This is a genomic window from Streptomyces sp. CRCS-T-1 (assembly GCF_024442335.1).
GTDB classification, from domain to species: Bacteria; Actinomycetota; Actinomycetes; order Streptomycetales; family Streptomycetaceae; genus Streptomyces; species Streptomyces koelreuteriae.
In genome coordinates this window covers 4,374,055-4,399,683 of record NZ_CP101651.1, presented here as the reverse complement: position 1 = coordinate 4,399,683, position 25,629 = coordinate 4,374,055, and the positions used below count along the sequence as shown (strand labels likewise).

Annotated in this window: 22 protein-coding genes and 5 tRNA genes; 16 read left to right on the top strand and 11 right to left on the bottom strand. The window is 69.7% G+C overall.

The genetic code is table 11. The features are described from left to right. The first annotated feature begins 136 nt into the window (after positions 1 to 136). The gene (locus NNW99_RS19940; protein WP_215120486.1) at positions 137 to 997 is read left to right on the top strand and encodes an RNA polymerase sigma factor SigF; all 861 of its coding nucleotides are present in this window, start codon (positions 137 to 139) and stop codon (positions 995 to 997) included. Between the two features lie 198 nt (positions 998 to 1,195). Beyond that, the gene (locus tag NNW99_RS19935; RefSeq protein WP_215120485.1) at positions 1,196 to 1,588 is read left to right on the top strand and encodes a peptidoglycan-binding protein; all 393 of its coding nucleotides are present in this window, start codon (positions 1,196 to 1,198) and stop codon (positions 1,586 to 1,588) included. Positions 1,589 to 1,592: 4 nt separating this feature from the next. Here NNW99_RS19935 and NNW99_RS19930 read toward each other — a convergent pair whose 3' ends face one another. Together NNW99_RS19930 and NNW99_RS19925 are read right to left on the bottom strand one after the other, a co-directional pair. Further along, on the bottom strand, positions 1,593 to 1,913 hold the full coding sequence (locus NNW99_RS19930; RefSeq protein ID WP_215120484.1) for a hypothetical protein: 321 nt from the start codon (positions 1,911 to 1,913) through the stop codon (positions 1,593 to 1,595). Continuing rightward, positions 1,913 to 2,185: a hypothetical protein gene (locus NNW99_RS19925; protein WP_215120483.1), complete on the bottom strand. Its 273-nt coding sequence runs from the start codon at positions 2,183 to 2,185 to the stop codon at positions 1,913 to 1,915. The genes NNW99_RS19930 and NNW99_RS19925 overlap by 1 nt, the downstream gene beginning before the upstream one ends. Before the next feature lie 210 nt (positions 2,186 to 2,395). Here NNW99_RS19925 and NNW99_RS19920 point away from each other — a divergent pair, with 210 nt between their 5' ends. From NNW99_RS19920 to NNW99_RS19895, 5 genes are all read left to right on the top strand, one after another. Further along, positions 2,396 to 2,653 carry a GntR family transcriptional regulator gene (locus NNW99_RS19920; protein ID WP_215120482.1) on the top strand — a complete coding sequence of 86 codons (258 nt, stop codon included), beginning with the start codon at positions 2,396 to 2,398 and terminating at the stop codon, positions 2,651 to 2,653. A 293-nt stretch (positions 2,654 to 2,946) separates the two neighbouring features. Then, the gene (locus NNW99_RS19915; RefSeq protein WP_215124363.1) at positions 2,947 to 3,636 is read left to right on the top strand and encodes a DUF6879 family protein; all 690 of its coding nucleotides are present in this window, start codon (positions 2,947 to 2,949) and stop codon (positions 3,634 to 3,636) included. Next, entirely contained in the window at positions 3,633 to 4,481 is an 849-nt protein-coding gene (locus NNW99_RS19910) for a helix-turn-helix transcriptional regulator (protein WP_215120481.1), read from the top strand. The genes NNW99_RS19915 and NNW99_RS19910 overlap by 4 nt, the downstream gene beginning before the upstream one ends. Positions 4,482 to 5,286: 805 nt before the next feature. Continuing rightward, positions 5,287 to 5,826 (top strand): class IV adenylate cyclase, encoded by a 540-nt coding sequence (locus NNW99_RS19900; RefSeq protein ID WP_215120480.1) that lies wholly within the window; start codon positions 5,287 to 5,289, stop codon positions 5,824 to 5,826. Between the two features lie 60 nt (positions 5,827 to 5,886). After that, positions 5,887 to 6,981, top strand: a complete 1,095-nt coding sequence (locus tag NNW99_RS19895) for a radical SAM protein (protein WP_215120478.1) — start codon at positions 5,887 to 5,889, stop codon at positions 6,979 to 6,981. A gap of 16 nt (positions 6,982 to 6,997) precedes the next feature. Here the strand turns inward: NNW99_RS19895 and NNW99_RS19890 are convergent. The 4 genes from NNW99_RS19890 to NNW99_RS19875 form a co-directional block, all read right to left on the bottom strand. After that, a tRNA-Lys gene (locus NNW99_RS19890) sits at positions 6,998 to 7,070 on the bottom strand. A gap of 152 nt (positions 7,071 to 7,222) precedes the next feature. Then, entirely contained in the window at positions 7,223 to 9,370 is a 2,148-nt protein-coding gene (locus tag NNW99_RS19885; protein ID WP_215120477.1) for a DEAD/DEAH box helicase, read from the bottom strand. Positions 9,371 to 9,694: 324 nt separating this feature from the next. Further along, the gene (locus NNW99_RS19880; RefSeq protein WP_215120475.1) at positions 9,695 to 10,225 is read right to left on the bottom strand and encodes a hypothetical protein; all 531 of its coding nucleotides are present in this window, start codon (positions 10,223 to 10,225) and stop codon (positions 9,695 to 9,697) included. Between the two features lie 88 nt (positions 10,226 to 10,313). Further along, complete coding sequence (locus NNW99_RS19875) at positions 10,314 to 10,664, bottom strand: metallopeptidase family protein (RefSeq protein WP_184593542.1); 351 nt, start codon at positions 10,662 to 10,664, stop codon at positions 10,314 to 10,316. Positions 10,665 to 10,747: 83 nt separating this feature from the next. Between NNW99_RS19875 and NNW99_RS19870 the strand changes: the two genes are divergently transcribed. From NNW99_RS19870 to NNW99_RS19855, 4 genes are all read left to right on the top strand, one after another. Then, the gene (locus NNW99_RS19870) at positions 10,748 to 12,322 is read left to right on the top strand and encodes a metallophosphoesterase (protein ID WP_215120474.1); all 1,575 of its coding nucleotides are present in this window, start codon (positions 10,748 to 10,750) and stop codon (positions 12,320 to 12,322) included. Positions 12,323 to 12,402: 80 nt separating this feature from the next. Continuing rightward, positions 12,403 to 12,475 (top strand) — tRNA-Glu (locus NNW99_RS19865). A gap of 35 nt (positions 12,476 to 12,510) precedes the next feature. Continuing rightward, a tRNA-Asp gene (locus NNW99_RS19860) sits at positions 12,511 to 12,585 on the top strand. Between the two features lie 24 nt (positions 12,586 to 12,609). Then, positions 12,610 to 12,683, top strand: a tRNA-Phe gene (locus NNW99_RS19855). A gap of 79 nt (positions 12,684 to 12,762) precedes the next feature. Here the strand turns inward: NNW99_RS19855 and NNW99_RS19850 are convergent. Next, on the bottom strand, positions 12,763 to 14,244 hold the full coding sequence (locus tag NNW99_RS19850) for an FAD-dependent monooxygenase (protein WP_215120472.1): 1,482 nt from the start codon (positions 14,242 to 14,244) through the stop codon (positions 12,763 to 12,765). Positions 14,245 to 14,402: 158 nt separating this feature from the next. Here NNW99_RS19850 and hrpA point away from each other — a divergent pair, with 158 nt between their 5' ends. The 3 genes from hrpA to NNW99_RS19835 all read left to right on the top strand — a co-directional run bounded on the left by hrpA (position 14,403) and on the right by NNW99_RS19835 (position 18,905). Further along, positions 14,403 to 18,371 (top strand): ATP-dependent RNA helicase HrpA, encoded by a 3,969-nt coding sequence (gene hrpA / locus NNW99_RS19845; RefSeq protein ID WP_215120471.1) that lies wholly within the window; start codon positions 14,403 to 14,405, stop codon positions 18,369 to 18,371. A 94-nt stretch (positions 18,372 to 18,465) separates the two neighbouring features. Beyond that, positions 18,466 to 18,540 (top strand) — tRNA-Asp (locus NNW99_RS19840). A 155-nt stretch (positions 18,541 to 18,695) separates the two neighbouring features. After that, positions 18,696 to 18,905 (top strand): DUF6274 family protein, encoded by a 210-nt coding sequence (locus tag NNW99_RS19835; protein WP_251057866.1) that lies wholly within the window; start codon positions 18,696 to 18,698, stop codon positions 18,903 to 18,905. A 380-nt stretch (positions 18,906 to 19,285) separates the two neighbouring features. Here NNW99_RS19835 and bldC read toward each other — a convergent pair whose 3' ends face one another. Together bldC and NNW99_RS19825 are read right to left on the bottom strand one after the other, a co-directional pair. Then, positions 19,286 to 19,492 carry a developmental transcriptional regulator BldC gene (gene bldC / locus NNW99_RS19830; RefSeq protein ID WP_003949541.1) on the bottom strand — a complete coding sequence of 69 codons (207 nt, stop codon included), beginning with the start codon at positions 19,490 to 19,492 and terminating at the stop codon, positions 19,286 to 19,288. A 596-nt stretch (positions 19,493 to 20,088) separates the two neighbouring features. After that, complete coding sequence (locus NNW99_RS19825) at positions 20,089 to 20,934, bottom strand: hypothetical protein (RefSeq protein ID WP_215120468.1); 846 nt, start codon at positions 20,932 to 20,934, stop codon at positions 20,089 to 20,091. Positions 20,935 to 21,157: 223 nt separating this feature from the next. Between NNW99_RS19825 and NNW99_RS19820 the strand changes: the two genes are divergently transcribed. Together NNW99_RS19820 and NNW99_RS19815 are read left to right on the top strand one after the other, a co-directional pair. Beyond that, positions 21,158 to 22,261: a Glu/Leu/Phe/Val dehydrogenase dimerization domain-containing protein gene (locus NNW99_RS19820; protein ID WP_215120466.1), complete on the top strand. Its 1,104-nt coding sequence runs from the start codon at positions 21,158 to 21,160 to the stop codon at positions 22,259 to 22,261. A gap of 321 nt (positions 22,262 to 22,582) precedes the next feature. Beyond that, a complete protein-coding gene (locus NNW99_RS19815) occupies positions 22,583 to 22,837 on the top strand; it encodes a DUF3073 domain-containing protein (RefSeq protein WP_184593562.1) in 255 nt (84 codons plus the stop codon). A 93-nt stretch (positions 22,838 to 22,930) separates the two neighbouring features. Here NNW99_RS19815 and purM read toward each other — a convergent pair whose 3' ends face one another. Beyond that, positions 22,931 to 24,025: a phosphoribosylformylglycinamidine cyclo-ligase gene (gene purM / locus NNW99_RS19810; RefSeq protein ID WP_215120465.1), complete on the bottom strand. Its 1,095-nt coding sequence runs from the start codon at positions 24,023 to 24,025 to the stop codon at positions 22,931 to 22,933. A gap of 44 nt (positions 24,026 to 24,069) precedes the next feature. Then, positions 24,070 to 25,599 carry an amidophosphoribosyltransferase gene (purF, locus tag NNW99_RS19805; protein ID WP_215120463.1) on the bottom strand — a complete coding sequence of 510 codons (1,530 nt, stop codon included), beginning with the start codon at positions 25,597 to 25,599 and terminating at the stop codon, positions 24,070 to 24,072. Positions 25,600 to 25,629 lie beyond the last annotated feature (30 nt).

Genomic DNA, 25,629 nt, shown 5'->3' with positions numbered 1-25,629 from the left:
ACCGCCCCGACCTGCACCGACTGTGTTCAACGTCTCGATGGGGCATATGCGGGGCATGAGCCCGGCGGCTGCGGGTAGCGGCGCTAGAGGTGGCCTGTCGGGGGATGGGAGCGGGCCGGGACTAGAGGGAGGGCCCGTGACAGCGACCACGCGCATCGGCACGACGACGGATGCCGGCACCGAGACCAGCGAGGTGCTGCCCCTCATCGCCGAGCCGCAGAAGCTCGCCCCGCAGGACGCGCGCGGGCTGACCGGGCAGTTCCTGGAGCGGCTCGCCGTACTGGAGGAGGGCACTCCCGAATACCAGTACGCGCGCAACACCCTCATCGAGATGAACACGTCGCTCGTGCGGTTCGCGGCCCGCCGGTTCCGCGGCAGCGGCCAGGCGATGGAGGACGTCGTCCAGGTCGGCATCATCGGGCTGATCAAGGCGATCGACCGCTTCGAGGTCTCCCGCGAGGTGCAGTTCACCAGCTTCGCGGTGCCCTACATCGTGGGCGAGATCAAGCGGTTCTTCCGTGACACGTCCTGGGCCGTGCACGTTCCGCGCCGCCTCCAGGAGGCCCGTACGGAACTCGCCAAGGCCACCGAGGAACTGGCCTCCCGCCTCGGCCGCGCGCCCCGCGTCGCCGAACTGGCCGCCCTGATGAACATCACCGAGGAACAGGTCGTCGAGGCCCAGGTCGCGGCGAACGGCTACCTCTCCTCGTCCCTCGACGCGACGGTCGGCGGCGACGCGGACGAAAGCGACGCGACACTCTCGGAGTTCATCGGCGAGGAGGACCCGGCCCTCGAACTGGTCGAGGACTTCCACGCCCTGGCCCCCCTCCTCGCCGAACTCGACGAACGCCAGCGCCTCATACTCCACCTCCGCTTCGTCGAGGAACTCACCCAGGCCGACATCGGCGCCCGCCTCGGCATCTCCCAGATGCACGTCTCCCGCCTGCTCTCCCGGACGGTGGCACGGCTGCGCTCGGGAATGCTGACGACGAGCTGAGCCGCCCGGCAGTCGCAGTCGACCCGAGCCCCGGTCCGGATGCTGTCCGGACCGGGGCTCTTCGCTGCTCCCGCCCCGACCCCGCCGCTCGCGCCAACGCCCGCTCCTGGACGGCCCCTCAGGGCTGCCCGCGTCGAGATGCGACCTGGGAGGCGTCGGCGCACGCTGGAGACACCGGCACCTTGGAGGTGGTTGAGGATGCGACGAACGCACGCGATCGCTGCGGCTGTTCTCCTTTCCGCGGGCCTTGCCGCAGGTCCTGCCGCCGCGGCGCCACAGACCATCCCGGAACGCACCGAACGCCCCGAACGCGTCGTGGCCCAGGGACCGGACGACATCTGCGACTACACGAACCGCCGGCCCAACCTCCAGCAGGGCTCATCCGGGGCAGTCGTCCAGCAGGCCCAGTGCTACCTCAATGAGGCGGTGGACGCCGACCTGGACGTGGACGGAGACTTCGGCGGGCAGACGCGCAGCGCGGTGACGGCCTTCCAGCAATGCGCCGAGATCGTCGTCGACGGACGGGTCGGAGCACAGACCTGGTCCTTCCTCTCCTTCTGGGCCAACAACCCGAGCCGCCCCTTCTGCTGACGCCCTACGTGGTGGTCGACCCGGCCCCACCCGGTGTGGACAGACGCATGCCACGGGACTCGGCGACGCGCAAGGCATCGGTCAGACACTCGGCGAGCCGGAGACCGGCGTAGCGGACCTCGGTGTACGGCGACATCGGGTCGTCCAGCACGGTGCGGGCGAGACCGAGCACATCGACACCGGTGGCGAGCTGGGCCGCCTCCAAGTCGTCGGCGAGACGGGACAGACGGCTGCCGCCATCGTCGGTCACCAGGTAGCAGGGCTTGCCTTCGGTGGACGTCCAGGGGAGAAGCCGGGGTGTGAAAGTGCCGTTGACGTACTCCATCAGGCAGCCACCTCGTGCGCAGCGATCAGGTGCCGGTCGCGGACGGCGAGATACGGGCGTACGAGGGCAGAGTCGCTGCCGTCGAGAGGAGTGACGAGGCCGTACGGGGAACGGTGCTGGGGAAGCTGCGGCGCCCGGGGTACGGCGGGGTGCCGTACGACGACGAAGTGCAGACACAGGCGGGTGCGGTGGCGGAGACGGCGCCGTTTGCCCGTGCCCGGGCAGAAGAGAAGGCGCAGCCATTCGAGGGTGCGGCGGATAAGGTCGTGCATGTCGACGCTCCTGGTTCAGCGTTGGCCGTGCCCCGGGAGGTCTAGCCACCTCGCCGGGGTCTTTCCATCTTCGAAGCTACACCTAGATACAGACCTCTACAGACAAGTACAGAGGGATCCACACGATCGAGCAGGGCACTACCGCTCTACGTTGGACGTATGAGCGATACAAAAGAGCCGCCGGAAGAATCGAAGGCCACTCTGGATCCGATGAGCGCGAGACCGCTCTACGTACAGCTGGCCGACGTCATCGCCGGGAAGATCGCGTCCGGCGAACTGGCGCCGGACAGGCCCATCCCCTCGGAGAACCACCTCGCCGACGCGTACGGCGTGGCCCGGCTCACCGCACGTCGCGCCGCCCAGGAACTGCGCGAGCGCGGGCTCATCGTCACCGTGCGCGGCAAGGGATCGTTCGTCGCCGAACAGCCACCCGGTCTCTCACGCGAGCCGGGTGAACCGAACACCTGAAGGTCCGGTGGACCCGTACTGGGCATCCCGGGCCGACTGGCTCGACGTCCCTCGGCCTGCCCTGTCCGCGCGTCGCCGCGGTCGTCGCCCAAGGCCGCGACAACGCCGAGGCTCTGCGCCTCACTCAGCCGAGTCCTGGCCGCTGCGCCCAGGGCTTTCACTCCGGGCGCCCTCAGCCTGATTGCGCACAATCAGGCAGCAGGCAGACGGGTCCGCAATCCGCTGCAATGCTTGAGCGTCAGCGCGCCCTGGCGCGCATGCTGAACTCCCCACCAGCGGACACGGAGGGCGAGATGACGCTCAGGTTCCTCGGCACGACCAGCGACGACGGCGACTGCCCCACCCTGTACGAGATCCCGGAGACGGACGAGATCCTCGTGCAAGGAGACCGAGAGACTGACCCGCAGCATCTCGTACGACTACGGGACGTCAAACCGTCCGAGACGTTCGTCCGCGTCCCCCGCAGCCTCCTGACCCGATACACGCCCCGCAGCGCTGCGCCCGAGCTCCAGCCCTTCGCCTCGATCTCACACATGTTCCGCGAGTTCCGGCACACCGCGTTCCGGCTGGAGACCCGCCGTGGCTACGCCTCCGACCGCCAGTCCCCGCTCTGGCCGAAGTGGCTCGCAGGTGACGACGTCGCTGCCGAGCCGGCCAACGCCTGGCGGCAGAACGTTCGCGCCCAGGTCAGTCAAGGCAAGCGGTTCGAGCGGGTCCGCCTGGTCGACAAGCCCCTCACTCAGGGGCAGCAGTTTCTACTGGCCCGAGCCCCGAGCAACATCGAAGCCGGCGAGGACATTCGCCACCTCCCGCGCGGCGAAGCCCACGCCCTGCGGCTGCCGGACCACGACGACACCACTCTCGGTGTGTACGTCACCGAGGACCCTGCCGAGGTGCTGGCCGCCTGCCAGTCCCGGGACGCCGCCTGGCATCACGCGGTACCTACGGCCGAGTTCGCGAAACGGGTAGCTTCGACTGTGTGACCACCGACTTCCAGACCGCGCGCGAGGCCCTCGGCGCGCGGCTGCGGGAGCTGCGCACCGAGGCCGGTCTGGACGGCAAGGACATCGCCGGCAAGGCGGGCTGGCAGACATCGAAGGTATCCCGGTTACAGAACGGCAAGCAGACCCCGACCCGTGCCGATCTGACCGCCTGGGCCCACGCGGTCGGCCGCTTGGACGCCGAGCCCGAACTGCACGGCCTGCTCGCCGGTCTGGACATGAAGCAGCGGCACCGTTCATGGCGCCGGCAGCTCGCGGGCGGGCACCGCGGCCGACAGGAGATCGCCGTCCGGCAGACCGAGAACACGACGCTGATCCGGGGCCTTGAGGTCTCCCGCATCCCTGGCCTGTTCCAGACACCCGAGTACGCGCGGGTCATCTTCGACAGCAACGCCGAGTTCCGCGGCATCCCGCCCACCACCGAGGCGGCCGTCGAGACGCGCATGCGCCGTCAGGAAGCGCTGTACGACCCCGAGAAGACGTTCCGTTTCCTCGTCTGCGAAGCGGCCCTCTACCACCGCTCGTGCCCTGCCGATGTGATGGCCGAGCAACTCGACCGGTTGTACAACCTCGTCGGCCAACGCCGCATCGAGCTCGGCATCCTGCCCTTCGGCACCCAGCTGCGCCGCACCGCACCGCACGCGTTCTGGATCTACGACCGGAGACTCGTCATCGTCGAGACCATCAGCGAGGAACTGTGGCTGACCGGTGACGACGACGTACAGCTGTACGAACGCGCCTGGGATTGGCTTGCCGAGGCCGCCGAGTACGGGGCGCCGGCTCGACGCCTGATCGGCCGCGCGAGGGCCTCTCTCGACCTCACCTGAGCAACCAGGCACAAGCCTCCTACCTGTGCGCGCAACCGCGCGCAATCGCCACCCGGAGGCGCAATCGACCTACGTAGCGTCCCCGCCATGGCCCTACCGAAGTACACCGAGCGGTACCTGGCGGGGGACTCGTGGCTTGCCGGCTGCTCCCAGCACCCCGCCCTCGTGCGTGAGGCATGGAGCCTTGAGGCGCTGGCGCCGATCCGGTCCGGAAGTGCGTGGCTGGCGGCTGAGGCCCCGCTCGTCGCAAGCATCCAGGCGCGCAGTCTCATCCGCGAGGAGTTCCGCGGACCGATCCTCGCCGATCCGGACTTGGACACGGCCTGGTGGCTCGTGCCGCTCGACGCCGTAGAGGAGTTGGCCGACCTGCGGGCCGTAGCCGTACAACCGATCGGCCGGCCGCTGCACTGCCCGCCAACGGGCCGGCCGGCCTGCGGCCGCTTGTGGCTCACCCACCCGGACGGGTCGGGCCAACTCACTGCCCCTGCGGTACTCGCCGCCGCATTCGGTCCTGGCGGGTTCCGACGCCCCGCGGAGGCAACGGCATGGCCATCACCGAGTCCGAGTCCCTGATGCCGGACGCCGGACGCCGGCAACGCCGAGTTCCCGAGGCTCGGCCAGCAGTTGGTGCGCACGACGAAGTCACCCCTCGCCCGGGCCGCCGTCCGGGCGCTCGTCCCTCCGAGCGATCCTGCGGCTCGCGGACAACGACACCATCGCCGTCGGAACCCGGCTGTGAAGTTCCGGCGCGTCCTTACGCTGCACGGTCGTTGAGACACCAGCAGCACCCAGCGATCGGAGACCTATGGCAGGCATTGAGTTCGAAGCGAAGGCCCTCGACATCGACCCCGCGAAGATCGCACGGCTCATCGCAGACGTCGGCGGTACTTGCACGGCTGGGGCCCGCCTCATGCGACGGTACGTGTACGACACCATCCCGGCCGTCCCCGGCCGATGGGTGCGGCTGCGCGACACGGGGACCGACGTCACTCTGTGCGTGAAGCAGATCATCACGGACGCCGTCGACGGCACCCACGAGACCGAAGTGACCGTCGACAGCTTCGAGGAAACCGCCGCGCTGCTGCGGCTCACCGGCCTGACACCACGCGGCTACCAGGAGAACCGACGCACCTCGTACACCCTCGGCGCCGCCCGCCTGGAGGTCGACGAGTGGCCGCGTATCCCGCCGTACCTGGAGATCGAGGCCGACGACGAAACACAGGTGTGGACGGCCGCCGCCGCGCTCGGCATCAACCACGACCGGCTCACATCGATCAACACCACGAAGGTCTACCGCCTCTACGGCATCGACCTGGACTCCATCGCCGACCTGCGCTTCGAGTAGGCCGGCGCCTGCTACTCCGGCCGGGGCACCGCGCCCCGGCCCGCCCGCAGAGGGGGCACCATGCACGACCTGAGCGACGTGCCGGTGGAAGTGAAACCGGACCGCACCCTGCGCGTGAAGATCATCGATGCCTGTGGCCTAGCCTGCTCGTTCTGCCACAACGAGGGAACACCCGTCGCCGCACCCGGCAGCACCGGACGCGTCTCCATCTACCTCCGCACCAACGGCGCCGACTTCCTCCCCGGCCGGATCGCCGCTGACGCCGACTTCGCCCTGGCCCTCGCCGCCATACGCGGCGGCCTGCCGACGAACGAAGTGCATTTCACGGGCGGTGAGCCGACGCTGCACCCCGACCTGCCCGGCCTGATCACCATCGCCCGGCGCCTCGGACTCACGGTCGGACTCACCTCGAACGGCGAGAACGGCGCCGCGGTCCTGCCCGCCGCCGCGGCAGCCGGCCTCGACCGCATCAACCTGTCCGTATTCGGCACCACCCCGGCCGAGCTCGCCGCCGTACAGGCCCCGCGTCTCGCCTCGCCGAAGCTCGCCGAACGCAAGCTGGCCGCCCTCGACGCGACGATCGAGACCGCCGCCGCGCACGGCATCAAGGTCTCCGCCAACATCGTGATCCCCGACCGTGGCCACGTCGACCGCGTGCTCCGCATCGTCGAGCGACACGGCCGCTGCGTCGTGGTCCGGATGCTCGTGTCGCTGGAGGACGGGGGCGCCTCACTGGCCGCCATGCAGGATGTCCTCGGCCACCTGGGCGCCGTGCCGGTCCGCCGCATCATCACGGCAGGGGCGTCCGACCAGCGGGTGCGGTACCACCTGCCGGACGGGCGCACGCTGTACGCGAAGAGCATCCGGCCCGTGCGCCTGCCCGAGACGTGCGCCGACTGCCGGTTCAACACTCCGGACGACTGCCAGGAGGGCTACTACGGGGTCCGCTTGTACCGCGCCGCGGACGGCCCGTTCATGGTCGGTGTGTGCATCCAGCGCATGGACCTGTGCCTGTCGCTCGGCGAGTTCGTGATGAGCCGACGCTGTCACGAGGTAGCGGCCTTCCGCGACGACGAGACGGCACGGCTGACCCGGCTGCACGCCACGACGGCTACCCGGTCAAACGGACAGGACCCCAGCCCAGTTGATGTCTGAGCTGGGGTCCTTCAGGTAGGCCCTGTGGGACTCGAACCCACAACCAATGGATTAAAAGTCCACTGCTCTGCCAATTGAGCTAAGGGCCCAGGCGATGTTGCCCCCACGAGCATAGCCGCAGGACGGCGAGTCTCCGATCGGGTATCGGCTCGTGACGGCACACACCACCGTACGGGACGGACAGCAGAGCGCCGTGGTCCGCCCGTCGGGGCGGGGCCACGGCGCTCCACACTGCTATGCGTCAGCCGTTGCGCTTCCAGCGCGGCTTCTCCTCGCGGCGGCCGAAGGAGCCGCCGCCGCGGTGGTCGTCACGGCGGCCGTTCGGGCGGTCATGGCCGCCGGAGCGGTAGCCCGGACGGTCGTCACGGCGGTCACGGTTGAAGGGACGGTCGCTGCCGCGGTGCCCGCCACGCTCGTCACGGCGGAAGCCGCCACGGTCGCCGCCGCGGTCACGGTTGAAGCCGCCGCCGCGCTCGTCACGCCGCTCGAACGAACGGCCGCCGCGGTCGCCGCCACGGTCACGGTCGAAGGAACGCCCGCCACGGTCGTCACGGCGGAAGCCGCCGCGCTCACCGCGGTCGCCCCGGTCGTCGCGACGGAAGCCACGGTCGCGGTCGCGATCGAAGGAACGGCCACCGCGGTCACCGCCACGGTCACCACCGCGGTCACGGTCCCGGTCGCGGTCACGGTTGAAGCCGCCGCCACGCTCGTCACGCCGCTCGAACGAACGACCGCCACGGTCGCCACCACGGTCACGGTCGAAGGAACGCCCGCCACGGTCACCACCGCGGTCGCCGCCACGGTCACGGTCGGCGTAACGGTCACGGCCGTAGCCGCCGCCACGCTCCTCGCGCCGCTCCCGACGCTCGTACGACGGGGTGGACGCGGAGGACTCGGCGCGCTCCTCACGCTCGACGTCCTTCGCGGTCGGCTGCTCCGGCACCGACACCTCGGCGACGGCGGCGACATCCCCGGACTCGCCGGCGACCACCGCGGCAGGGTCCTCGCCCCGCTCACGCGCGACCCGCGCGAGCAGCCGGTCGGACTCCTCACGCAGCTCGTTCGCACGCCGCTGCGCCCGCTCCAGCTCCTTGGTGAGCTGGGCGACCTCACGCTCGGCCTGCTGCGCGGAGTTGCCCACGGACTCGGCCTGGACCTCGGTCATCGACCGGGCGCCGGTGATCTCGGCGACCTCCGGGTCGAAGGCCGCGCCGCCCTGGATGATGTGGCGCCCGGCGTCGACGCCGGCGTCCTCCATCAGGCGGAAGATCTGACGCCGCTGGTGCGGCAGCGAGAGGGAGACGACGGTGCCGGTGCGGCCGGCACGCGCCGTACGGCCCGCGCGGTGCAGGTAGTCCTTGTGGTCCCCGGCCGGGTCCACGTTCAGCACCAGGTCGATGCCGTCGACGTGGATGCCGCGCGCGGCGACGTCGGTGGCGACGAGGACGTTGACGTAGCCGTCCTTGAAGTCGGCCAGCGTCCGCGTCCGGGCGCCCTGGGTCATGCCGCCGTGCAGCGCGTCGGCCTTCGCACCGGCGTCACGCAGCTGCTCGGCGACGCGGTCGGCGCCCAGCTGGGTGCGGACGAAGATGATCGTGCGGCCCTTGCGGGAGGCGATGGCCGCGGTGACCGGCGCCTTGTCCTTGGGCTTCACGATGAGGATGTGGTGCGACATCGTCGTGACGGCGCCCTGGGCGGCGTCGACCTCGTGGCTGACCGGGTTGTTCAGGTACCGGTCGACGAGGGTCTTGATCTCGTTCTCCATGGTCGCGGAGAACAGCATCCGCTGGCCGCCCGCCGGGACCTGGTCCAGCAGCTCGGTGACCTCGGGCATGAAGCCCAGGTCGGACATCTGGTCGGCCTCGTCGAGAACGGCGATCTGCACGTTCTCCAGCGAGCAGGCGCCGCGGTTGATGATGTCGCGCAGCCGGCCCGGGGTGGCGACCAGGATGTCGACGCCACGCTCCAGGGCGTAGATCTGGTTGCCCATCGACGTACCGCCGCAGACGACCTTCATCTTCAGGCCCATGACGTCGCCGTAGGGCTGGAGCGCGTCGGCCACCTGCATGGCGAGCTCACGCGTCGGCGTGAGGATGACGGCGCGCGGCTTGTGCTTCTCGGTGCGGCCGCCGGCGAGCGTCGCCAGGGTCGGCAGACCGAAGGAGAGGGTCTTGCCGGAGCCGGTGCGGCCACGGCCGAGGATGTCCTTGCCGGCCAGGGCGTCCGGAATGGTCGCGGCCTGGATGGGGAAGGGGGTGGTCACGCCGTTCTGTGCGAGCTTGCGCACGACGCCCTCGGGCAGGCCGAGGTCGGCGAAGGTGACTTCGGGGGTGGTGTCGGCTGCCTCGTTCTCGGGCACGACGACGTGATCAGTACTGGCGATGGACATGCGAATGCGAAACCTTCCGGAGTCTCGATCGGCACGCGCCCGTCAACTCCGTGATTCGCGATTCGCAATACGACCGCCTCAATGCGGTCCACCACGGCAAGGGAGAGTACGCGCCACACGGCGCGCTCTGCAGTGGCGCCGGGCAAGAATGGGATCAAACGATCTGCCACCATACGCACTCCGGGCCCTGCAAGGCAAACCGGACTCCGTAGGAGACAGCAGGGACGCTCTCTGAAAGGCCAGTGGCCCGGAGAACCTCCCGTCGGCTGTCAACCGACCACCCCCAGAGTATGTTCCCGCCGCGACGAGGCTCACAGCGGGGGGCTACGCCGGCGCCCCCGCCTCCGGAGCCGGCTCCCGCTGCGCCAGTTGCGGCCCCGGCGGCTCGGGCGTCGGCTCCGGCGAGGTCGTCGGCTCCGGCGATGCCGGCGGCTCGGGCGGTGTAGGCGTGGGCTCCGGTTCGGCCGTCCGGGTGGGAGTGGGCGGCGCCGGGGGCTTCGGCGTCGGCCGGTCCGGCTTGCCCGGCTTGCCGCCTCCCGGCGCGGACGGGCTCGCCGCGGCGGACGGCGTCGCCTCGGGAGACGCCGACTCCCCCGGCTTGCCGCGCTTGCCCTTGCCGCCCTTCTTCCCCTTGCCGCGTCCGTGCTTGCCGTCGGCCGAGGTCACACCGATCCCGGTACCGCCGCCCGACACCGCCGATCCGCCCTCGGCCCCCTCCCCGCCGCGCTGTCCCGCGGAGTGCGACGGCTTGGCGCTCCCGCCCGCGCCGTCGGCGCCGACGCTCATGCAGCCGGCGGCAGCGGCGACGGCCACGACCGTGGCGGCCAGGCGGACGGGTACGTACAAGGGGCGCACGGGGCCACCTCCGGGAAGGGTGATGGAGTCAACACCTTCAACTCCCGCCGCCCGCAAGAGGACACGCGCCCCGTATTCACATCACGGCTCAGCCGTAGCCCAGGGCGTGAAGGCGCTCGTCGTCGATGCCGAAGTGGTGCGCGATCTCGTGCACCACGGTGACCTCCGTCTCCGCGACGACGTCCTCCCGCGACTCGCACATCCGCAGCGTCGGGTTCCGGTAGATCGTGATCCGGTCCGGCAGCACCCCGGCGTACCACTCCCCCCGGTCGGTCAGCGGGGTCCCCTCGTAGAGCCCGAGCAGCTCCGGGTCGTCCGCGGGCGGTTCGTCCTCGACGAACACCGCGACGTTGTCCATCAGTCGCGTCAGCTCCGGCGGGATCCGGTCGAGCGCCTCGGCCACCAGTTCCTCGAACTCCTCGCGCGTCATCTCCAGCACAGGCCCATTGTCGGCCACGACCCGGCCGCAGGAGAGCCATCCGGCGTCGCATATCAGGCCCGGGACTTGGGCATACGGGATCAATGGCCCGCGTCCCCGCCGCAGTCCTGAGTGTCCTGAACCCGATCCGCAAGCCGCCGCGCGCCCTGGCCCGCCGCTATCGCTCCCGTCAGGCGCCCACCACGATCGAGCTCGTACGGCAGCCGCACCCGTGGGCCCGGGCGGCCGGGCTGGTGACCGTCGTCCTCGTCGGTGCCTGGCTGGGGCTGCTGGTCGTGGGCAATGTCCGGGTCCCGGTCGGCCCCATGAACACCACCATGACCCTGCGCCCCTCCTTCACCGGCGGCACCAAGATCAATGTCTCGCCGCTGGGGGCCCTGGCGCTGGACAGCCACAACGCCCCCGTCCGCCTGGACGTCAACGTCGACCAGCTCGACCCCGACCGCTCCCAGGCCCTGGTCGACCACCCCGAGCGCCTCTCCGGCCTCCAGGACGAGGTCACCGAGGACGTCGGCCGCGGCACGCTCGACCTGGCCGTCCGCTCCGGCGTGGCCGTCGTCGCCGGGGCCACCACCCTCGGCCTCGCGGTCTACCGCCGCCCCCGCCGCGCCCTCGCCGCCGGCGGCCTCGCCCTCGCGCTCCTCGCCGCCTCGGGCGGCACGGCCTACGCCACCTGGCGCCCCGACTCCGTCCTGGAACCCAAGTTCTCCGGCCTGCTCACCTCGGCCCCCTCCCTGGTCGGCAACGCGCGCAGCATCGTCACCGAATTCGACGTCTACCAGAAGGAATTGGCCCGCCTGGTCACCAACGTGACCAAGCTCTACGACGCCACCTCGACGCTCCCGGCCTACGCGCCCGACCCCTCCACCCTCCGGGTCCTGCACGTCTCCGACATCCACCTCAACCCGGCGAGCTGGAAGATCATCGCCTCGCTCGTGGAGCAGTACAAGGTGGACGTGATCGTCGACTCGGGCGACACGATGGACCACGGCACGGCAGCCGAGAACGGCTTCCTGGACCCCATCGAGGACCTCGGGGCCCCCTATGTCTGGGTCCGCGGCAACCACGACTCGATGCTCACCCAGCGCTATATGGAGGACCTGAAGAACGTCCACGTCCTGGACGACGGACGGGCGACGACGATCAAGGGCCTGCGTTTCGCGGGCATCGGCGATCCGCAGTACACCCCGGACCGCTCGAAGCAGATCGGCGCCGCCCAGTCGCAGGAGCTGGCGGGTGCCCGGCTGGCCACGGCCCTGCGCGATCAGCGCGCGGCAGGCACCCCGGTGGATGTCGCCGTCGCCCATGAACCGGCGGCGGTCCGCGAGGTCGACGGCGAGGTCCCCCTGGCGCTGGCCGGCCATCTGCACCACGACGAGACGGAGGTCATGAAGTACGGCACCCGGCTCCGGATCGAGGGCTCCACCGGCGGCAGCGGTCTGCGCGCCATCGAGGGGAAGCACCCGGACCCCATCGAGGCGTCGATCCTGTACTTCGACCGGGACTCCCGCCACCTCCAGGCCTGGGACGAGATCGAGCTGGGCGGCCTCGGCCTCACGACGGCCGAGGTCAGCCGCCACCTCCCGGAGGAGAACCAGCCCGGCGCGGAACCGTCCCCGAGTACCCCTACGGAGGGCACCCCGTCGGCCTCCCCCTAAACCGTTTTGGCGATAGGTCCCGCCATCCCATATGCTTCTCACGTCCCCGACGCGCTGAGAAGCGCGCAGGCGGGCCGATAGCCCTCATCGTCTAGCGGCCTAGGACGCCGCCCTTTCAAGGCGGTAGCACGGGTTCGAATCCCGTTGGGGGCACGCACCACCCTGTGCGACACTGTCGTACGACGCTTGGTCCTGTGGAGCAGTTTGGAGTGCTCGCCACCCTGTCAAGGTGGAGGCCGCGGGTTCAAATCCCGTCAGGACCGCTGAGGTTTCACGTGAAACCTCGTGGCTGGGTAGCTCAGTTGGTACGAGCGTCCGCCTGAAAAGCGGAAGGTCGCCGGTTCGACCCCGGCCCCAGCCACCGCAGCCCGTTCAGGGCATGAGCCCCTCTCCAGCATCGCCGGAGAGGGGCTCAGTCGTGTCATGGCTCATGTCTTCGTTCATGTCGATGGCACGTCCTGCCGAGGGCCGACCCATGTGGTGAGGGCGGTCAGCAGCGTGTCGTGGTCGTGGTCGTCCGCGGCCCAGGCGATGTAGCCGTCCGGGCGGACCAGCAGTACTGCGGGGGCCTTGGAGCCGGCGGCCGGGGTGACGGTGATCGTCCGGTCCTCCCAGCCCGTCACCTCGGGGAACCGGCTGACGAGCACGAAACGGCAGGCGCGCAGGGCCTCGTACAGCCGCTTCGGGGAGCTGGTGCCGGGGCCGGCGCTCGGGGCGAGTTCCAGGTCGGGAGCGCGGCGGCCGGTGCCGGGGTGGGTGCCGGAGGGGGCCGGATAGGAGATGGCGATACCCGTCGCCTTGGCCGAGAGGCGGTCGGCCACCGGGGGAATGGCGGCGGCAGCGCGTGAGAGCAGGTTCATGGCGGTGCTCAGTACCGGCGAGTGGATCAGCGCCAGCCGCATCATCCTGCCGCTGTCCCGGATCACCTCCCGCCCGATCGGATGCCGCTCGGCCTGATACCCGTCGAGCAGCTCCTCCGGTGCCCATCCGCGCACCACCGCCGCCAGCCGCCAGGCCAGATTGGCGGCGTCCTGGAGGCCGGTGTTCATGCCCTGACCGCCCGCCGGGGAGTGCACATGCGCGGCGTCTCCCGCGAGCAGCACCCGCCCGAGCCGGTACCGCGGCACCTGGCGCTCGTCGGTCTGGAAGCGGGAGAGCCAGCGCGGATCGTGCATGCCGAAGTCGGTGCCGAGGGCCTTGCGGGTGATCGTCCGCACCTCCTCCAGATCGAGAGGCGCCTCGACCGGCAGCTGCCGGTCTCGGTCCCAGGCGACGACCCGGTGCCAGCCATCGCCCAGCGGGGACACGAAGGCGATCCCCTCCCGTACCGCGTTCGCCACCGGCATGGACTGCGGCACGGTCAGCCGGACATCGGCGAGCATCACCGAACGCAGGGCGGCCCTGCCGGGGAACGGAAACCCCAGCGCCCGGCGCACCACACTGTTCATGCCGTCCGCGCCGACCAGGTAGGCAGCACGCCGCGTCCCCGATGTGCCGTCGGACCGGCGCACGGTCACGCTCACCCCCTCGGAGTCCTGCTCGACACCGGTGACATCCGCGCCCGCCACCACCTCGGCACCGAGCGTCTCGGCACGCTTCGCCAGCACGGCCTCGGTCGCGTACTGCGGGGTCAGCAGCATGTAGGGGAATCGGCTCGGCAGCCGCTTCAGATCGAGCTGGGCGTCCCCGATCATCTGGAGCTTGCCGATCCGGACACCGCCGGCGACGAGTTCGTCGGCGATGCCCCGGGCGTCCAGCAGTTCGAGCGTGCGGGCATGGACCGCGAAGGCGCGGGTGAGCTGCGACCTCTCGGTGCGGCGCTCGAGCACGGTGACGGAGACGCCCGCCGCGGCGAGGTCGCCGGCGAGCATCAGACCGGTGGGACCGGCACCCACGATCAGGACTTCGGTGGCTTCGGACATGGGACGGGAGGCCCTCCAATCGCGAGCGGCTGCCGTACGGCCTCACCGCCATGCAAGCGCCGCCCGAACGAGAAACGGTCAAACCTCACTCCGCACCCCGGGCGGTGGGACAAAACCGTTCGCCACGGATTTCCCGGGGATGAGATCCTGGGACCCGTATGTCTACGCACTCCGCCCCCGCCCTCGGCGCCCTCGCCCCCCGCCTGACCGAGCTGTCCCTGCGCGACGCGCACCGGCTCGGCCGCAGGCTCGAAGGTGCGCGCAAGATCCGTAAGCCGGAGGCCCAGGCCGCCGTGCTCGCCGAGATCGAGGCGGAGGTCGCCAAGGCCGAGGAGCGGATGGCCGGGCGGCGCGCCCGCATGCCCGAGGTCACCTACCCCGAGCAGCTTCCGGTCAGCCAGAAGAAGGACGTGATCGCCGACGCCATCCGCGACCACCAGGTCGTGATCGTCGCCGGTGAGACCGGTTCCGGGAAGACCACGCAGATCCCGAAGATCTGCATGGAGCTCGGGCGGGGCGTGCGCGGCATGATCGGGCACACCCAGCCCCGTCGTATCGCCGCCCGCACCGTCGCCGAGCGCGTGGCGGAGGAGCTGAACACCCCGCTCGGCGAGACCGTCGGCTGGAAGGTCCGCTTCACCGACCAGGTCGACCCCGAGGCCACCTTCGTCAAGCTGATGACGGACGGCATCCTGCTCGCCGAGATCCAGACGGACCGCGAGCTGCGCGCCTACGACACGATCATCATCGACGAGGCCCACGAGCGGTCCCTCAACATCGACTTCCTGCTGGGCTATCTCGCCCAGCTGCTGCCGAAGCGGCCCGACCTCAAGGTCGTCATCACCTCGGCCACCATCGACCCCGAGCGCTTCTCCCGGCACTTCGGCGACGCCCCGATCATCGAGGTCAGCGGCCGTACGTACCCCGTGGAGGTGCGCTACCGGCCGCTCCTCGAAGAGGACTCCGACGACGCCGACCGCGACCAGATCACCGCGATCACCGACGCCGTGGAGGAACTCCAGAAGGAGGGCAAGGGCGACATCCTCGTCTTCCTCTCCGGCGAGCGGGAGATCCGGGACACCGCCGACGCGCTCACGAAGAAGCAGTACAGATTCACCGAGGTCCTGCCCCTCTACGCCCGGCTGTCGCACGCCGAGCAGCACCGCGTCTTCCAGCCGCACACCGGACGCAGGATCGTTCTGGCGACCAACGTCGCCGAGACCTCCCTCACCGTCCCGGGCATCAAGTACGTCATCGACCCGGGCTTCGCGCGGATCTCCCGCTACAGCCACCGCACCAAGGTCCAGCGCCTGCCCATCGAGCCGGTCTCCCAGGCCAGCGCCAACCAGCGCAAGGGCCGCTGCGGCCGTACGTCCGACGGCATCTGCATCCGCCTCTACGCCGAGGACGACTTCGACGCCCGCCCGGAGTTCACGGACGCGGAGATCCTCCGTACGAACCTCGCCTCCGTCATCCTGCAGATGACCGCGGCCGGCCTCGGCGACATCGAGAAGTTCCCCTTCATCGACCCGCCGGACCACCGCAACATCCGCGACGGCGTGCAGCTCCTCCAGGAGCTCGGTGCCTTCGACCCGGCCCAGAAGGACATCCGCAAGCGGCTCACGCAGACCGGCCGCAAGCTCGCCCAGCTCCCCGTCGACCCGCGGCTGGCCCGCATGGTGCTGGAGGCCGACCGGAACGGCTGTGTCCGCGAGGTCATGGTCATAGCCGCCGCGCTGTCCATCCAGGATCCGCGCGAGCGCCCGTCCGACAAACAGGCGCAGGCCGACCAGCAGCACGCCCGTTTCAAGGACGAGACCAGCGACTTCCTGGCGTTCCTCAACCTCTGGCGCTACGTCCGCGAGCAGCAGAAGGAGCGGGGCTCGTCCTCCTTCCGCCGGATGTGCAAGCAGGAGTACCTCAACTTCCTTCGCATCCGCGAATGGCAGGACATCTACAGCCAGTTGCGCACGGTCGCCAAGCAGATGGGCATCCACCTCAACGAGGACGACGCCCCGGACGACCGCATCCACGTCTCCCTCCTCGCGGGCCTGCTCTCCCACGTCGGCATGAAGGACGTGAAGGAGAGCGGAGGCGAGGGCGGGAGAAGCACGGGGAAGAACGAGTACCTGGGCGCCCGCAACGCCAAGTTCGCGGTCTTCCCCGGCTCGGCCCTCTTCAAGAAGCCCCCGCGCTTCGTCATGTCCGCCGAACTCGTCGAGACGTCCCGCCTCTGGGCCCGCGTCAACGCGAAGATCGAGCCCGAGTGGGTCGAACCCCTCGCCGCCCACCTCCTCAAGCGCACCTACAGCGAACCGCACTGGGAGAAGGACCAGGCCGCGGTGATGGCGTACGAGAAGGTCACGCTGTACGGCGTACCGATCGTGGCGCAGCGGAAGGTCAACTACGGCCGGATCGACCCCGAGGTCAGCCGCGACCTGTTCATCCGGAACGCGCTCGTCGAGGGCGACTGGCGCACCCACCACAAGTTCTACTCCGACAACCGCCGCCTCCTCACCGAGGTGGAGGAGCTGGAGCACCGGGCCCGGCGCCGGGACATCCTGGTCGACGACGAGACGCTGTTCGACTTCTACGACCAGAAGATCCCCGAACATGTCGTCTCCGGCGCCCACTTCGACTCCTGGTGGAAGCGCAAGCGGCACGAGCAGCCCGACTTTCTCGACTTCGAGCGCGAGATGCTCATCAACGAGAAGGCGGGCGAGGTCAGCAAGGCCGACTACCCGGACTCCTGGCGCCAGGGGAACCTCAAGTTCCGTGTGACCTACCAGTTCGAGCCTGGCGCGGACGCCGACGGCGTGACCGTCCACATCCCGCTCCAGGTCCTCAACCAGGTCACGGACGAGGGCTTCGACTGGCAGATCCCGGGCCTGCGGGAGGAGGTGGTCACGGAACTGATCCGGTCCCTGCCGAAGCCGATCCGCCGCCACTACGTCCCCGCGCCGAACCACGCGCAGGCGTTCCTGGACAGCGCGGTACCGCTCCAGGAGCCCCTCACGACCACGATGGTCCGCGAGCTGCGGCGCAAGGTCGGCGTCCCGTTCGAGGCGGACGACTTCGACTGGTCCAAGGTCCCCGACCACCTCAAGGTCACGTTCCGGATCGTCGACGAGCGGCGTCGCAAGCTCGCGGAGGACAAGGACCTGGAGGCGCTGAAGCTGCAGTTGCGGCCGAAGGCCCGCAAGGCCCTCTCCCAGGCCGCGGCGGCCACCGCCGAGCGCCAGGGCGGCGAGTCCCTGGAGCGCAAGGGCCTCACCGACTGGACGATCGGCACGCTCACGCGTGTCTTCGAGACCAAGCGGGCCGGCCAGCCGGTGAAGGCGTACCCGGCGCTGGTCGACGACGGCGACACGGTCTCCGTACGCCTCTTCGACACGGAGGCCGAGCAGGCCCAGGCCATGTGGAAGGGCACGCGCCGCCTGATCCTGCGCAACATCCCGGTGAACCCGGCGAAGTTCGCCTCCGAGAAGCTGACGAACGCGCAGAAGCTGGCGCTGTCCGCGAATCCGCACGGCTCCATCCAGAACCTGTTCGACGACTGCGCGATGGCGGCCGCCGACAAGCTGATCGGGGACTTCGGCGGGCCGGCCTGGGACGAGGAGTCCTACCGGAAGCTGTACGACAAGGTCCGCGCGGAGATCGTCGATACGACGGTCCGTACGGTGGGCCAGGTGCAGCAGGTGCTCGCCGCCTGGCAGGCCTGTGAGCGCCGTCTGAAGGGCGTACGCAGCCCGGCGCTGCTGCCGAACCTCCAGGACGTACGCAAGCAGCTCGACGCCCTCGTGAAGCCCGGCTTCGTGACGGAGGCGGGGCTGCGGCGCCAGGCGGACCTGATGCGCTATCTGGTGGCGGCGGACCGGCGGCTGCAGCAGATGCCGGCGAACGTCCAGCGGGACACCACGCGGATGCAGAAGGTCCACGAGATGCAGGACGAGTACGCCTGGCTGCTGGAGCAGATGCCGCAGGGCCGGCCGGTGCCGTCGTCGGTCCTGGACATCCGCTGGATGATCGAGGAGCTCCGGGTCAGCTATTTCGCCCACGCGCTGGGCACGGCGTACCCCGTCTCCGACAAGCGGATCGTCAAGGCGATCGACGCCGCTGTCCCGTAATCGCCCGTGCACGTGGGGTGAGTTCGCGCAGGGCCCCACCCCTCCTGTACAGTCTCTTCTCGCAGCGCAACGCACGAATCGCACTGCGAAACCTGGTCCTGTGGAGCAGTTTGGAGTGCTCGCCACCCTGTCAAGGTGGAGGCCGCGGGTTCAAATCCCGTCAGGACCGCAGTACAAGAGCCCGGATCTTCGGATCCGGGCTCTTTTTCGTGCGTCCGGCCTCCGCAGGAGCCCCCGAGCCCCCCACGCCGTCTTGACGGCCCCTCGTTCGCTCGGTACCCAGAAACCAGGGACGTTCCCCGTGCGGCCCTCTGGAGGTGGCGTATGGCGGCATCGGCTAGGCACGAGACGCGGGCCCTGCTCCGCGCGCATCTGTCGGCCGCGTCGTCGTACCGGCACCTCACACGTCGCTGTCCGATCTGCCACCGCCTGCTGCGGCTGGCGATGGAGTCCGCTCCGGGCCGGCCTCAACACCCGTCCGAGCGTGGGGTGCTGGAGCCGGAGACTCCTCTACCGCACCGGCGTCAGAGCTAACAAGCCGCTCGGTATGTGACGGGTGTCACCGCATGAGTTTTGGAAAGTGCGGTACTTACACCCCACCTACAACAGGTCAATTTAATATGTGCAATTGCACCCCACCCGGGGCACCGCGCACAGGAGATCCGACACCCCTCCCCAGACTCCGACAAGGCCACTCACAGCAGGGCCGACGGCCCGGCGCCCGGCGCACAAAAAAGATCGCGCTGGACCCGGCGGAGTCCAACGCGATCTACGACGCACCCTGTTACATGCCTGCGAAGCTCTGACTGGCTTGGGCGTGGGACCTGTTGGGGCAGGACCCGCGTCGCTTGGAGCTAGGGTTCCGGACGCCGCGGCCAGTGGGGGACCAGCCGGTTTGTCCGGTATTCAATTGTTCAGGCCTCGCTGCGCTGCTGCGGAATGCCCGCGAGCAGAGCGCGGACCTCAGCCTCGCGGTAGCGCCGATGCCCGCCGAGCGTGCGGATCGACGTGAGCTTGCCGGCCTTCGCCCACCGCGTGACCGTCTTCGGGTCCACGCGGAACATGGTGGCGACCTCAGCCGGGGTCAGCAGCGGCTCGGCATCAGGGGTGCGAGCGGTCATGAGCGGCCTCCTCGGGAGAACCGAACCTTCTCGGTTCTTTCCTCTAAATTCTGCACCTTGACCCGCGTTGCCCGAAATGGCGGACGCGAGTCGAGTCGGTTATAGGACGAACGGCTTGTCCTCGGCACTACAACTACACCATCCGTCCAGCCTCGTCGGCCAAACCGATGGAATTGCCCCTCCAGGTGTTCATCAGCGACGGAAGCCGATGGACCATGCCATAGCGGACAGTCACGCCGCTGTGACGATCAGTCACAGCGGCGATCAGGAGTCACGAGACCCCCCAAAGCGTGCAATGCTGAGATTCCGCCCATAGTGCAGCACTACGGGACGGAAGGAGCCCCCCGGACTCCTTGTCCTATTTTGGCATGAGGAGGGGCAAGGGGCGCAAGAGCCACGTACGTGTAGTCCGTCACGCTTGGCCTACTTGGGAGGTACGCCCGGATCGGGTCGTACGTCCTTTGTTGACGAAGCCTCAGGAAACGCACAGTCCGCTTCAGGAAGTCGGTGCGAGGACAAAACCTCAAATCGGGCGGTTCGTCAAACGTCAGTTCGTGACCGTCCGCGAGCCGTCCGTAGGGTCACAAGGTCAGAGGTCAGTTGGCCGACCGCAGATCACGTACGGAACGCCACCGCTCCACCAGCCGCGCGTACGCCACCCCCGCGGCCGTGCCGTCACCCCGGCGCAGCGCGGCGATCCCCTCGGCCACGTCCGCCGCCGAGTGGTCGTCCTCCAGGGCCCCGGCCGGCAGGGCGTGCACCAGGCCGCCGTAGTCCAGCTCCACGAGCGAGCGCGGGTGGAACTCCTCCAGCCAGCGTCCGACGTCCACCAGGCCGTCGATCAGCGGCCCCTCGTCCATGGCCTCCTTCAGGGCCCTGAGGCCCCGGGCCACCCGCCGCCGGGCCTGGACCATCGGCGTGCGGTAGCGCAGCACCGGCGGGCTGTCGACCGAGTCACCCTTGTCGTACTCCCGCTCCTCGTCGGAGACCAGCACGAACCAGTTGATCGGCACCTGCCAGGTCGCCGTACGGATCCACGGCCGGGCGTCCGGGTTGATCGCGAGCCAGCGCTCGTAGTCCTGGGTGGCCTGGTCCCGCAGGAAAGGCGGCAGGACCGCGTCCAGGACGGACTGGGGGAGCTCCTCGGAGAGCTCGTCCAGGGCCTGCCAGCCGCGCAGCCGGGTGCGCCAGGGGCAGACGCAGACGACGCCGTCGACATCGAGCACGAAGGCGTCCTCGCTCTCGTGCACCGGCACCGGGACCGGCGGGGTGGGCGCCAAGTCGGCCAGGGCGCGACGGAGTTCGTCCTGGTACGAGGGGCGGTCCGTACGACGGGCGTAGCGGGCCCAGTGGCTGCGCTCCGGCTCGGCGAAGGCGGCCAGCGGTTCGTACACGCGCAGATAGGTCGCGTAGGGGACGATCACCGAGGACACCTTGGGCACGCCTGCTCCCTCCCCCGCGCTCCGTCGCGAAAACCTGCGGAACCCACTCACAAACGCACGGGAAGACTATGCAAATCGTCGCACGGCTGTACTCCGCACGGAGGGGATCCTGTGCGCGGTGCCTCCCACGGGCGCACCAGGCTCTAATCTCATGCTCGACGGCTCCCGCCACCCATACGGGAGCCCAGCCCCACCCGCCGCAACTTACTCAGGAGTCACCACAGTGACCGACGTAGCCGGCGCGCCTGCTGATGTACTGCACACCCTGTTCCACTCGGATCAGGGGGGTCATGAGCAAGTCGTGCTCTGCCAGGACCGCGCGAGCGGCCTCAAGGCCGTCATCGCCCTCCACTCCACCGCCCTGGGCCCCGCGCTCGGCGGTACGCGCTTCTACCCGTACGCGACCGAGGCCGAGGCCGTCGCCGACGCGCTGAACCTCGCGCGCGGGATGTCGTACAAGAACGCCATGGCCGGACTCGACCACGGCGGCGGCAAGGCCGTGATCATCGGCGACCCGGAGCGGATCAAGAGCGAGGAGCTGCTCCTCGCCTACGGCCGCTTCGTGGCCTCCCTCGGCGGCCGCTACGTCACCGCCTGCGACGTCGGTACGTATGTCGCCGACATGGACGTCGTGGCCCGCGAGTGCCGCTGGACGACCGGCCGCTCCCCCGAGAACGGCGGCGCCGGGGACTCCTCCGTCCTCACCGCGTACGGCGTCTACCAGGGCATGCGCGCCTCCGCCCAGCACCTGTGGGGCGACCCGACGCTGCGCGCCAGGCGGATCGGCATCGCCGGCGTCGGCAAGGTCGGCCACCACCTGGTGGAGCACCTGGTGAAGGAGGGCGCCGAGGTCTTCGTCACGGACGTGCGCGAGGACGCCGTACGGCGGATCACCGAGCGGCACCGGGACGTGATCGCCGTCAAGGACACCGCCGAGCTGATCCGGGTCGCCGGGCTGGACATCTACGCCCCCTGCGCCCTGGGCGGCGCCCTGGACGACGACACCGTGCCCGTGCTCACCGCCTCGGTGGTCTGCGGCGCCGCCAACAACCAGCTCGCCCACCCGGGTGTGGAGAAGGACCTCGCCGACCGCGGGATCCTCTACGCGCCGGACTACGTGGTGAACGCCGGCGGTGTCATCCAGGTGGCCGACGAGCTGCACGGCTTCGACTTCGAGCGGTGCAAGGCGAAGGCGTCGAAGATCTACGACACGACGCTGGCCATATTCGCACGTGCGAAGGAGGACGGTATTCCGCCGGCCGCCGCGGCCGACCGGATCGCCGAGCAGCGGATGCACGACGCGGCCATGGCGCGCCGGGCGCGCTGAACCGGAGCGGATACGGGACTGACCCGGAGGGGTCTCGTACGTTTGGCCGGTACCCGTCGGTGGGCAGTTAGAGAGAACTCTCACTTCTACCGGCGGGTCGACCGCCGATAAGTGGTTAAAATCGCGGTTGACCAGCGAGGACGGGGCGCCTCGAGGGTCCTGGGCGCGGGCACGTCATGCGGGCGACGTACCGTATGGGCGCGGGCTCAGGTACCGTGGAAGCCCTACGGACACGGTCTCTCTGCGGAGAGTCCGTGCCGGACCATGAACGCGTGTCAAGACTCTGGGGCCGTCGAGCCCCGTCGTTGAGGGGGTCGAGCCATGGGGCGCGGCCGGGCCAAGGCCAAGCAGACGAAGGTCGCCCGCCAGCTGAAGTACAACAGCGGTGGGACTGACCTCTCACGCCTGGCCGAAGAGCTGGGTGCATCGCCTTCACATCCGCAGCCGCCTAACGGCGAGCCGGTGGTCGAGGACGATGATCAGGATGAGGACCTGTACGCACGGTACGCCGACCTCTATGAGGACGACGACGAAGATGAGGACGACCAGTCCTCACAACACCGTCGCGGCGCTTGACCCTGCACTGAGCACTCACCCGGTCGGTGACTTCGGTCACCGACCGGGTTCTGTGCTGCCCGCAGGGCCCGCAGGGTTGCGGACCCCCGTGCCTCAGCTCGCGTAGTCACCGATCAGGGCGGCGCCGGTGGTGTGCTCGCCCCGGTCCGTGATCTCTCCTGCCACCCAGGCGTCCACGCCGCGGTCGGCCAGGGTCGCCAGGGCCACGTCGGTGGACTCCTGGGGCACGATCGCGATCATGCCCACGCCCATGTTCAGGGTCTTCTCCAGCTCCAGGCGCTCGACCTGGCCCGTCCGGCCGACGAGGTCGAAGATCGGGGCCGGGGTCCAGGTGGAGCGGTCGACGATGGCGTGCAGCTCGTCCGGGATCACCCGGGCGAGATTGGCCGCGAGTCCGCCGCCGGTGATGTGGCTGAAGGCGTGCACCTCGGTGGTGCGCATCAGGGCCAGGCAGTCCAGCGAGTAGATCTTCGTCGGCTCCAGCAGCTCCTCTCCGAGGGTGCGGCCGAGCTCGTCGATGTGGGCGTCCAGCGCGAGGCCCGCCTGGTTCAGCAGGACATGCCGGACGAGGGAGTACCCGTTCGAGTGAAGACCGGAGGCCGCCATGGCGATCACCGCGTCACCCGTACGGATACGATCCGCGCCGAGCAGCCGGTCGGCCTCCACGACACCCGTGCCGGCGCCGGCGACATCGAAGTCGTCCGCGCCGAGCAGGCCCGGGTGCTCGGCGGTCTCGCCGCCGACCAGGGCGCAGCCGGCCAGGACACAGCCCTCGGCGATGCCCTTGACGATGGCGGCGACGCGCTCGGGGTGGACCTTGCCGACGCAGATGTAGTCGGTCATGAACAGGGGCTCGGCGCCGCAGACCACGATGTCGTCCATGACCATGGCGACCAGGTCATGGCCGATCGTGTCGTAGATCCCGAGCTGGCGGGCGATGTCGACCTTGGTGCCGACGCCGTCCGTGGCGGAGGCCAGCAGGGGACGCTCGTAGTTCTTCAGGGCGGAGGCGTCGAAGAGGCCGGCGAAGCCGCCGAGGCCGCCGAGGACCTCGGGGCGCTGCGCCTTCTTCACCCACTCCTTCATGAGGTCTACGGCGCGGTCGCCGGCTTCGATGTCGACACCTGCTGTTTTGTAGGAAGCAGATGCGGGGCTGGCGCCGCCCTCGGCACTGTGGGTCTCAGACATGGCTGTGAGAGCTTTCGTGTCGTACGGCAGGTGATACGGGCTGACTACGGGCGGCGGATCGCGTCGGCGGCGGCCGTGGCGGCCGGGCCGGCGGCCAGCTCGGTCTCCAGGAGCTGCTTGCCGAGCAGCTCGGGGTCCGGGAGGTCCATCGGGTACTCGCCGTCGAAGCAGGCGCGGCACAGGTTCGGCTTGGCGATGGTGGTCGCCTCGATCATGCCGTCGATGGAGATGTACGCCAGGGAGTCGGCGCCCATCGAGGTGCCGATCTCGTCGACGGTCATGCCGTTGGCGATGAGCTCGGCGCGGGTGGCGAAGTCGATGCCGAAGAAGCAGGGCCACTTCACGGGCGGCGAGGAGATCCGGATGTGGACCTCGGCGGCGCCCGCCTCGCGGAGCATGCGGACCAGGGCCCGCTGCGTGTTGCCGCGCACGATCGAGTCGTCGACGACGACCAGGCGCTTGCCCTTGATGACTTCCTTCAGCGGGTTCAGCTTCAGGCGGATGCCCAGCTGGCGGATGGTCTGCGAGGGCTGGATGAACGTACGCCCGACGTAGGCGTTCTTCACCAGGCCGGAGCCGAAGGGGATGCCGGACGCCTCCGCGTAGCCGATGGCGGCGGGGGTGCCGGATTCCGGGGTCGCTATGACGAGGTCGGCGTCGGCCGGGGCTTCCTTGGCGAGCTTGCGGCCCATCTCCACGCGGGAGAGGTAGACGTTGCGGCCGGCGATGTCGGTGTCCGGGCGGGCCAGGTACACGTACTCGAAGACACAGCCCTTGGGCTTCGCATCCGCGAATCGGGAGGACCGCAGGCCGTTCTCGTCGATGGCGACGAACTCGCCCGGCTCGATCTCGCGGACGTAGGAGGCGCCGCAGATGTCGAGGGCCGCGGACTCGGAGGCCACGACCCAGCCGCGCTCCAGGCGGCCGAGGACCAGCGGGCGGATGCCCTGCGGGTCGCGGGCCGCGTACAGCGTGTGCTCGTCCATGAAGACGAGGGAGAAGGCGCCCTTGACCTGCGGGAGGATGCTGTGTGCGGCGTCCTCGATGGTCAGCGGCTTGCCGTCCTCGTCGACCTGGGCCGCGAGGAGCGCGGTGAGCAGGTCGGTGTCGTTGGTCGCCGCGACGCGCGGGGTGCGGCCGCCCTCCTGCTTGGGCAGGTCGGCGACCATCTCGGCGAGCTGGGCGGTGTTGACCAGGTTGCCGTTGTGGCCGAGCGCGATGGAGCCGTGCCCGGTGGCACGGAACGTCGGCTGGGCGTTCTCCCACACGGAGGCACCGGTGGTCGAGTAGCGGGCGTGTCCGACCGCGATGTGTCCCTGGAGCGAGCCGAGGGAGGTTTCGTCGAAGACCTGGGAGACCAGGCCCATGTCCTTGAAGACAAGGATCTGAGAGCCGTTGCTGACCGCGATTCCCGCGGATTCCTGGCCTCGATGCTGGAGGGCGTAGAGCCCGAAGTACGTGAGCTTGGCGACCTCTTCGCCCGGAGCCCAGACACCGAAGACGCCACAAGCGTCCTGGGGGCCCTTCTCACCGGGGAGCAGGTCGTGGTTGAGTCGTCCGTCACCACGTGGCACGCCACCGAGTGTAGGCGAGGTCGACCACTG